This is a genomic window from Shewanella sp. UCD-FRSSP16_17, from assembly GCF_001675935.1.
GTDB lineage: Bacteria > Pseudomonadota > Gammaproteobacteria > Enterobacterales > Shewanellaceae > Shewanella > Shewanella japonica.
On the sequence record NZ_LZFV01000048.1, the window covers coordinates 128,319 to 136,036 of the forward strand.

7 protein-coding genes are annotated in these 7,718 nt (G+C 39.6%); 4 read left to right on the forward strand and 3 right to left on the reverse strand.

Translation table 11 applies throughout. The annotated features are described in order from the left end of the window. Positions 1-105 precede the first annotated feature (105 nt). Together A9267_RS20340 and A9267_RS20345 are read left to right on the forward strand one after the other, a co-directional pair. Entirely contained in the window at positions 106-726 is a 621-nt protein-coding gene (locus A9267_RS20340; protein ID WP_065110543.1) for a TetR/AcrR family transcriptional regulator, read from the forward strand. Next, complete coding sequence (locus A9267_RS20345) at positions 720-2,585, forward strand: MFS transporter (protein WP_065110544.1); 1,866 nt, start codon at positions 720-722, stop codon at positions 2,583-2,585. Before A9267_RS20340 ends, A9267_RS20345 begins: the two co-directional genes overlap by 7 nt. A 130-nt stretch (positions 2,586-2,715) precedes the next feature. Here the strand turns inward: A9267_RS20345 and A9267_RS20350 are convergent, their stop codons facing one another. Then, positions 2,716-3,819, reverse strand: a complete 1,104-nt coding sequence (locus A9267_RS20350; RefSeq protein WP_065110545.1) for an acyl-CoA desaturase — start codon at positions 3,817-3,819, stop codon at positions 2,716-2,718. A 144-nt stretch (positions 3,820-3,963) separates the two neighbouring features. On the opposite strand from A9267_RS20350, the gene fabR reads away from it, so the two are divergent. Continuing rightward, the gene (fabR, locus tag A9267_RS20355) at positions 3,964-4,578 is read left to right on the forward strand and encodes an HTH-type transcriptional repressor FabR (protein ID WP_055024214.1); all 615 of its coding nucleotides are present in this window, start codon (positions 3,964-3,966) and stop codon (positions 4,576-4,578) included. Between the two features lie 66 nt (positions 4,579-4,644). Here the strand turns inward: fabR and trmA are convergent, their stop codons facing one another. Beyond that, a complete protein-coding gene (trmA, locus tag A9267_RS20360; RefSeq protein ID WP_065110546.1) occupies positions 4,645-5,742 on the reverse strand; it encodes a tRNA (uridine(54)-C5)-methyltransferase TrmA in 1,098 nt (365 codons plus the stop codon). Between the two features lie 142 nt (positions 5,743-5,884). On the opposite strand from trmA, the gene murI reads away from it, so the two are divergent. Further along, positions 5,885-6,673, forward strand: coding sequence for a glutamate racemase (murI, locus tag A9267_RS20365; RefSeq protein ID WP_065110547.1), 789 nt, complete (start codon positions 5,885-5,887; stop codon positions 6,671-6,673). Positions 6,674-6,681: 8 nt separating this feature from the next. Here murI and A9267_RS20370 read toward each other — a convergent pair whose 3' ends face one another. Further along, positions 6,682-7,137, reverse strand: coding sequence for an RNA recognition motif domain-containing protein (locus A9267_RS20370; protein WP_055024226.1), 456 nt, complete (start codon positions 7,135-7,137; stop codon positions 6,682-6,684). Between the last annotated feature and the right edge of the window lie 581 nt (positions 7,138-7,718).

Sequence of the window (7,718 nt, forward strand, 5' to 3'; positions counted from 1 at the left end):
GCCTCATTATGATTATTTAGTGAAGAAAAAAATTATTATGAACATTGTTTTTTATTTTGTTTGTTGTTAGTTTAACCACATTAGTTAATTACAATAGGGATTATGATGGCGCGAAGGAAGGAACATACCCATGAAGAAATTAATGAGATGGCCATAGTTGCAGTCATGGAATACTTACAAGCAGCTTCGCTTGATGGTTTGTCACTTCGCAAAGTGGCCAGTCAAATAGGCTATGCACCTAGTACCTTAATTAATATCTATGGGTCATATCAACAATTACTCTTACGTGTTTCTGAGCGAGTTTTGGTGAACTTATACCAACACCTAGCCGATCTTAATGTTGACTGCTCTCAAGATGAACCTATCAATATCATAGAAGCCATGGCACATGGATATTGCCAATTTGCTTTTGAACATAAGGCTGGCTTTAAGCTCGTGTTTGAAATATCAGCGCCAGACAATGTGTCATTGTCATCTAGTCATCAGCACGCTATTGATTCATTATTTGGATTGATTTCGCAGCAGTTAAAACATGTTTTTGCACAAGTGTCAGAACAACAAATTACATTAATGAGCCGAGTGTTATGGGGGGGGATTCATGGATTAACTTGCTTAGCGATTGATGGAAAGTTATTTACCACAGAAACCGAATTACCAACAATGCTCAGTAGTCATGTACAAGGCTACATTTTAGGAATGACAAAAAACAAGGATGCAGCATGTTAATCACTAGACGATTCTTTCCCTATTTTGTTACTCAGTGTCTTGGGGCACTGAATGACAACATTTATAAAAATGTGCTGTTGCTATTGGTGACTTATAGCCAAGTTAACGAATTACCCATTAGCGTGAATATGTTTGTAAATCTGGCGGCGGGCGTTTTTATCTTACCTTTCTTTTTGTTTTCAGCCCACGCAGGTATGGTGGCTGATAATGTTGATAAAGCCATGCTTATACGACGATTAAAGTTGATTGAGTTTATTATCATGTCATGTGCTGCGGTCGCTATTTTGTCTCAAAGCTATTTGGTGATGTTATTACTCCTGTTTTTAATGGGCACGCAGTCTGCGTACTTTGGCCCTGTTAAATATTCTTTATTGCCACAAACGCTAAAAGAAAATGAACTTGTTACTGGTAATGCTTGGGTTGAAATGGGGACATTTATTTCAATTCTTGTGGGGACGTTATCTGCAGGGTTAATTGTTGCGAGTGATAATAGCTTAGTAGCCGCTTCTGCAACCGTTGTCACTCTTGCTGCAATTGGTTATTTATCAAGTCGAGCAATTCCAGCTTTACCACCTCAAGGCAAGATTGAAAAAATTCGCTTTACGCCACTTTCTGGTACTTGGCGCAGTATTGCTAAAGTACGTCAAACCCCAAGTATTTGGATGGCAATTTTGGCCATCAGTTGGTTTTGGTTTTTAGGTGCAACTTATCTGACTCAATTTCCTAATTTTGCCAAGTTACACCTTCATGCTGATGCGACAGTGGTATCGCTATTACTGGCGTTATTTTCAATTGGCATTGCGGTAGGCTCGTGGATTTGTGAGCGAGTTTCTTATGGTCATGTTGAATTGGGCGTCATTCCATTTGGCGTGTTGGGGTTAACGGTATTTGGTGTGGATTTAATTTTTGCTATACCGCCAGCGCCGGTTGATTTGAGTACCGTGTATAGCTTTAGCACTTTTATTACTGCATCACAGCATTATAGAGTCATGGCTGACTTATTTATGGTGGGCCTAAGTGGTGGACTGTTCATTGTTCCGTTATATGCCTTTATTCAGTCTAGAGCAGAAAAAGGCGAGTGCGCACAAGCTATAGCAGCAAATAATATTGTTAATGCCTTTTTCATGGTAACTGCAGCGGTGTTATCCATCGTATTGCTTGGGCTCTTAGAATGGAGCATTCCACAGTTATTCTTATTACTTGCAGCCTTGAATACTGTGGTGGCTTTGTATGTTTATTCACAGGTGCCTGAGTTTGCTCAACGCTTCGTGAGCTATATTCTTAGCCATGTCATGTACCGAGTTAACGTAACAGGCCGTGAACATATTCCAGCTCAGGGAGCAGGTGTTATTGTGTGTAACCATGTGAGTTACGTTGATGCACTGATTATTATGGGATCTTCAACGCGACCGATGCGTTTTGTTATGGATAAGTCTATTAGTGAAATACCACTTTTAAAATATTTGTTCCGTCATGCTGGTGTTATTCCGATTTGTTCGCCAAAACAATGTGAAAAGACCTATGAGCAGGCATTTGAACACATTCATCAAGCGCTGAATAACGAAGAGCTTGTGTGTATTTTTCCTGAAGGTCGATTATCCGCCGATGGCGATATTGCTGAGTTTAGACCTGGTATTGAAAGAATCCTAGCTGCTGACCCTGTATCCGTCACACCAATGGCGTTAAAAGGCTTATGGGGATCATACTTTAGCCATAAAGGTGGTCATGCTTTAACGACGAGACCAAAGCGTTTCTGGTCAAGAGTTGAAGTCAACATTGGTGAGACTGTAAATGGTGTTGAATTAGGTCGGCATGGTTTGCATCAGCAGGTAAGTGAGTTGTTTGAGCGCAAGTCATAAAGGGTCAATGACCCGATAATGTATATGCTCATGGCAGAGTACTGAATGTGTGTTGTGACATTCATTCTGGCGAAACAAAAAACGGCTACCGAGTAAGGTAGCCGTTTCACAATATTGATAATTACTAACGTTAATATGCAGCGGTTAAGCTTTTCCAGTTTTTCTTTTGAGCTAACAGGCGTGCTTTTAACTCTTCAACTTGCAGATTTAGCTGCTGGACGCTCAATTCTTTGCGCTTGGCTTCTAGTAAACTCTTTTTAGCTTGATAGTATTCCATCAAGTGCTGCTTCATGAGTTCATATTCAGCTTGGAAATTAGCAATGATCTCGTCACAGTTAGGTAAATGCGCCACTTTGTCCTGTGCTCTAAGTAATTGCATTTGTAATTTGGCACTTTCTATTCGTTCTTGAGGAACCACTCTTAAATCACTTGCAAGGCCAACCCATTGCATCGACTTAATGAGCCATTTTGTTGGGTCGTAATGCCACCATTTAATGCCATTGCGGTAATCATTTTCGAAAATATGATGGAAGTTATGATAACCCTCGCCATAGGTTAATAATGCGATAACACCATTATCTCGAGCCGTATTTTTATTGGTATATGGCTGACTGCCCCAAATGTGAGCCAGTGAGTTAATAAAGAAAGTACAGTGATGTACGACAACCAAGCGAAGTAATCCTGCCATTAATACCATTGAAATAATGTCACCATTTAACCAGCCTAAAAATGCAGGCAGGCCAATATTCATTATGACAACCAATGATAAGTAGTGTTTGTGCTGCCACATAACAATGGCATCTTTTTGTAAATCACGAACATTGTTGTAGTCATGGTAGCGACTAGCTTGGTACTCGCGTAGCATCCAACCAATATGGCTGTACCAAAACCCCTTTTTAGCAGAGTAAGGATCTTTATCGTTGTTATCGACGTGCTTATGATGAACTCGATGATCAGAAGACCAATGCAGCGCACTATTTTGTAGTGCAAGAGCTCCGCCCAACGCAAATAAGAATCGCATGACAGGATGTGCTTTATAAGCTTTATGGGACCAAAGGCGATGATACCCCGCAGTAATCGATAAGCCACTTGCAAAAGCAAGCACGACAAATGCTATCCATTCGATGGCCTCAAATCCATGGGTCATGCCACGCCATGGAACCAAAGTAATAGCGCCTAATAGCGTGAGTGCAAATAGTGATGTGTTTAACCAAATAATCGGTGGTTTTTTCATTAAGATAATCCAAAAATCTTATTGGGCGTACAGTTGTACGCTAATTTAACTTACCCTCAATATATGGTCAACCCTTATGGGGCTGTGTTTCTTTGTTAAAAACGGTATTATCTGTGCACTATCATTTACTAAATGGATCTTTACATGGGTGTAAGAGCATTACAGAAAGAAAAAACCCGTCGTGCATTGGTAGATGCCGCTTTTAATCAACTCAGTGCTGAGCGTAGCTTTTCAAGCTTAAGTTTACGTGAGGTTGCAAGAGAGGCTGGCATAGCGCCAACTTCTTTTTACCGTCACTTTAAAGACATGAATGAACTCGGTTTAACCATGGTCGATGAAGGTGGTCTGACATTGCGACAAATGATGCGTAAAGGTCGCCAGCGTGCCGAAGCAGGTGGCAGTGTTATTCGTATCTCAGTTGATACTTTCATTGAAGTGCTAGAATCAAATCCCAATGTTTTTCGTATTCTTCTGCATGAACGTTCAGGGACTTCTGCGGCATTTCGTGCTGCTGTTGCGAGAGAGATTGAGCACTTTATTTCGGAGTTGTCTCATTACACTGAAGCTACCGCTGGTAGAACACCTATGTTAGCGAGAGTTCAAGCTGAAGCCTTAGTGACCTTAGTGTTTAATGCAGGCGCATCGGCATTAGATATGAAACGAGCTGATAGAAAAGTATTAGCGGATCATTTGGTTTTACAATTACGCATGGTTGCTAAAGGTGCTGAAGCGCTACAGCATAAAGTAGAAACTAAATAAATTAAGCTGTCAGGCAATAAAAAGGCGATGCTGTTTACACAGCATCGCCTTTTTATGGCAGTGTGATTATTTACGCTCTAAAAGTACACCTGATTCCATATGATCGGTATATGGGAATTGGTCGAACAGTGCAAATCGAGTGATTTTATGTGTTTCACTCAGTTTGGTTAAGTTTGCTTTCAACGTGTCAGGGTTGCACGAAATATACAAAATTCGGTCATAGTTTTGCATTAAGCTAAGCGTATTGTCGTCAATACCTGCACGCGGTGGGTCAACAAATATGGTATTACAGTTATAACTGTCTAAATCGATACCTTCTAAACGACGATAGCGACGTTTTTTAGCCATTGCATCACTAAAATCTTCGGCTGACATTCTGATAATTTGAAGGTTATCGACATCATTAATAGCAATGTTATATTGCGCAGCATCCACAGAAGGCTTTGCTAGCTCAGTTGCTAATACACGTTCAAAGTTTTGCGCTAACGCAATTGAAAAATTGCCATTACCACAATAAAGCTCTAATAAATCACCCGTACTATTTTGAGTCGTTGAAATAGCCCATTCAAGCATTTTAACTGACACTTTAGCATTAGGTTGAGTAAAGCTATTTTCAATTTGTTTATACTGTAATTCTTTACCATTGACAGTTAAGGACTCAACCACGAAATCTTTATCTAAATCAATTTTTTGTTTGCGGGCACGGCCGATAAAATTCACATTGAACTTTTTAGATAGACGTTGCTTCATGAGTTCAGCTTCTTCTCGCCATTCATCATTCAATTGACGATGATAAAGAAGTGAGACTAAGATCTCGCCACTAAGAGTAGATAAAAAATCGACCTGGAATAATTTAAAGCGAAGTGCATGGTTTGGACGAAGTTCTTCCATCAATGCTGTCATCATCTCATTGATAAGCGCACCGGCAGGTAAGTATTGCTCGCAACGAACTTTTTCATTCAATGCTTTGTCAAACATGTAATAGTATAAGTCGTCACCATCATGCCAGACTCGAAATTCCGCTCGCATACGGTAGTGAGCTGGCTCAGATCCAAAAACTTCTAAACTTGGCGGAGTAAACTCAGCAAAGGCAGCTTCAAGCTTGACACGTTTTTGTTCGAGTTGCGCATCATAGTTCTTAGGATCCATTGCTGCTAAATTCATTTTGTTCCACCATATGCTGTAAAATAAGGGCGCAAATATTATACTACACACCGCTGATGTCCAGTAGAACGGCGAAGTCTTAGAATATTAACAACAGAAATCGATGAATTTCACTTATTAACCCCATTCAGTGGAGATTAACTTGGGCGGTCCCATACTCATTTTCGATTCAGGCATAGGTGGCTTATCCGTGTTTGAACATGTTCATAAAAAATTGTCTCAGCATGATATCTATTACTTATTTGATAATGCTCGTTTGCCATATGGAGATTTAAGTGAACAAGAGTTAATTGATGGCTGCGTTAAGTTAGTTGTTACACAAGCAAAACAGTTAAACGCTTCGATAGTTGTTGTGGCCTGTAATAGTGCAAGTACCTTAGTGTTACCTGAACTAAGAAAACAACTTAGCATGCCAGTTGTTGGTGTCGTGCCAGCAATAAAACCAGCTGCACAACAAACCACAAGCCAGCATATTGCATTGCTTGCTACACCAGGCACTGTTAATAGAGCCTATACCCAAGAATTGATCAATGAATTTGCGGGTGGTTGCCAAGTAGATTTAATTGGCTCTTCTGAATTAGTACTAATAGCAGAAGACAAAGCGGGACGAAAATGTGTTGATATAAAGAAAATTGAACAGATTTTACAGCCTATTCAAAACTCATCTATTGATACCGTGGTGTTGGGCTGCACTCATTTTCCGTTTTTACGCCAAGAAATAGCACAAGTTTTAGGTGCTAAAATATTACTACTTGATTCAGGTAGTGCGATTGCTACACGAGTGTTGTTTTTGATAGGTAATCAAAGTAAGAGTCAGAATTGTGATGTGATTTTAAAAGCTGGGTATACAGCTGAGATTGGGGATGGACTAAAACAGACATTAACTGACTATGGCTTTACACAACTTGAGTGTCTTTCCATAGCCAGCTAACGATATAACTAATCTTTATTTTGATCCGCTGGATCTGATTCTTGTGATTTAGCTTCTCTTACTTTTAAAGTACGTTCTTGGAAACTGTAATCATTTAGTTTGTTCATCGCCTTTTTAGCACCGGCTTCTGACATCTCAACGAAACCAAAACCTTTACGACGACCTGTTTTTCTATCTCTCACTAAGCGTACTGAATTGACAGGACCATACTCCCCGAAAAGACTCTTTACTTCACCTTCATGTACACGGTATGGCAAGTTACCCACATACAGTGTCATGGTTGGGCCAACATAAGGCTCATTTGAAGCCGCTGCAGTTGAAGTAGGAACGAAAGTAAAAATAAGACTAGCTAACATTGCACCTGCAATAAAAGATATAACAAGTTGAACATTACTAGATAGAGCATAAATGATAACTGCGCCAATGAGCGCTGTAACTAAGGTAATAACAAATGACTTCTGCATAAGTTTATCTCTAATAAAAATGAAAAATGATAAATAACTGTTAAAAAGCATAGCTATGGTAATGAATTATTTGCGCTTTCACCATACTCTGACGAAAAAATGACCTTAAAACACCATAATTAGTTCATAACAAGTCAGGGAAATAGAATAAAACTGCTATAAAAACAGTCATAATAGTTAAAAATAAAACGATCTGCACAAAAGATCCTCATTCGATCTGAATATTTGCAAAAAGCCCTTGCACGGTTTCATAATCTCCCTATAATGCGCATCCACTGACACGGCAAACCACGCAATAGCATGGTGTACACGCCAAATCAGTTCACTGAAAAGTGACGCTGAAAAGAGTTTTTAAATTAGTTTAAAAATCACTTGACGCGATACGGGAATTGCGTAAAATACGCATCCCTAGCCACTCGGGCTTACCGAGATGCGCTAACGCTCTTTAACAATTTATCAAGTAATCTGTGTGGACACTCACAGGTGTTGAGTTAATCGAAATTGCTCACTCTTTCTTGTAAAGAATGCAGCAATCAAAATTATTATCAATATTTTCTGAATCACGTAAGTGATGAGTGTTC

Bases quoted from the DNA above. Each gene is read 5' to 3' on its own strand.
- A9267_RS20370 (WP_055024226.1), bottom strand. From the start codon at position 7,137: ATGCAGAAGTCATTTGTTATTACCTTAGTTACAGCGCTCATTGGCGCA.
- A9267_RS20350 (WP_065110545.1), bottom strand. From the start codon at position 3,819: ATGAAAAAACCACCGATTATTTGGTTAAACACATCACTATTTGCACTC.
- trmA (WP_065110546.1), bottom strand. From the start codon at position 5,742: ATGAATTTAGCAGCAATGGATCCTAAGAACTATGATGCGCAACTCGAA.
- A9267_RS20340 (WP_065110543.1), top strand. From the start codon at position 106: ATGGCGCGAAGGAAGGAACATACCCATGAAGAAATTAATGAGATGGCC.
- fabR (WP_055024214.1), top strand. From the start codon at position 3,964: ATGGGTGTAAGAGCATTACAGAAAGAAAAAACCCGTCGTGCATTGGTA.
- A9267_RS20345 (WP_065110544.1), top strand. From the start codon at position 720: ATGTTAATCACTAGACGATTCTTTCCCTATTTTGTTACTCAGTGTCTT.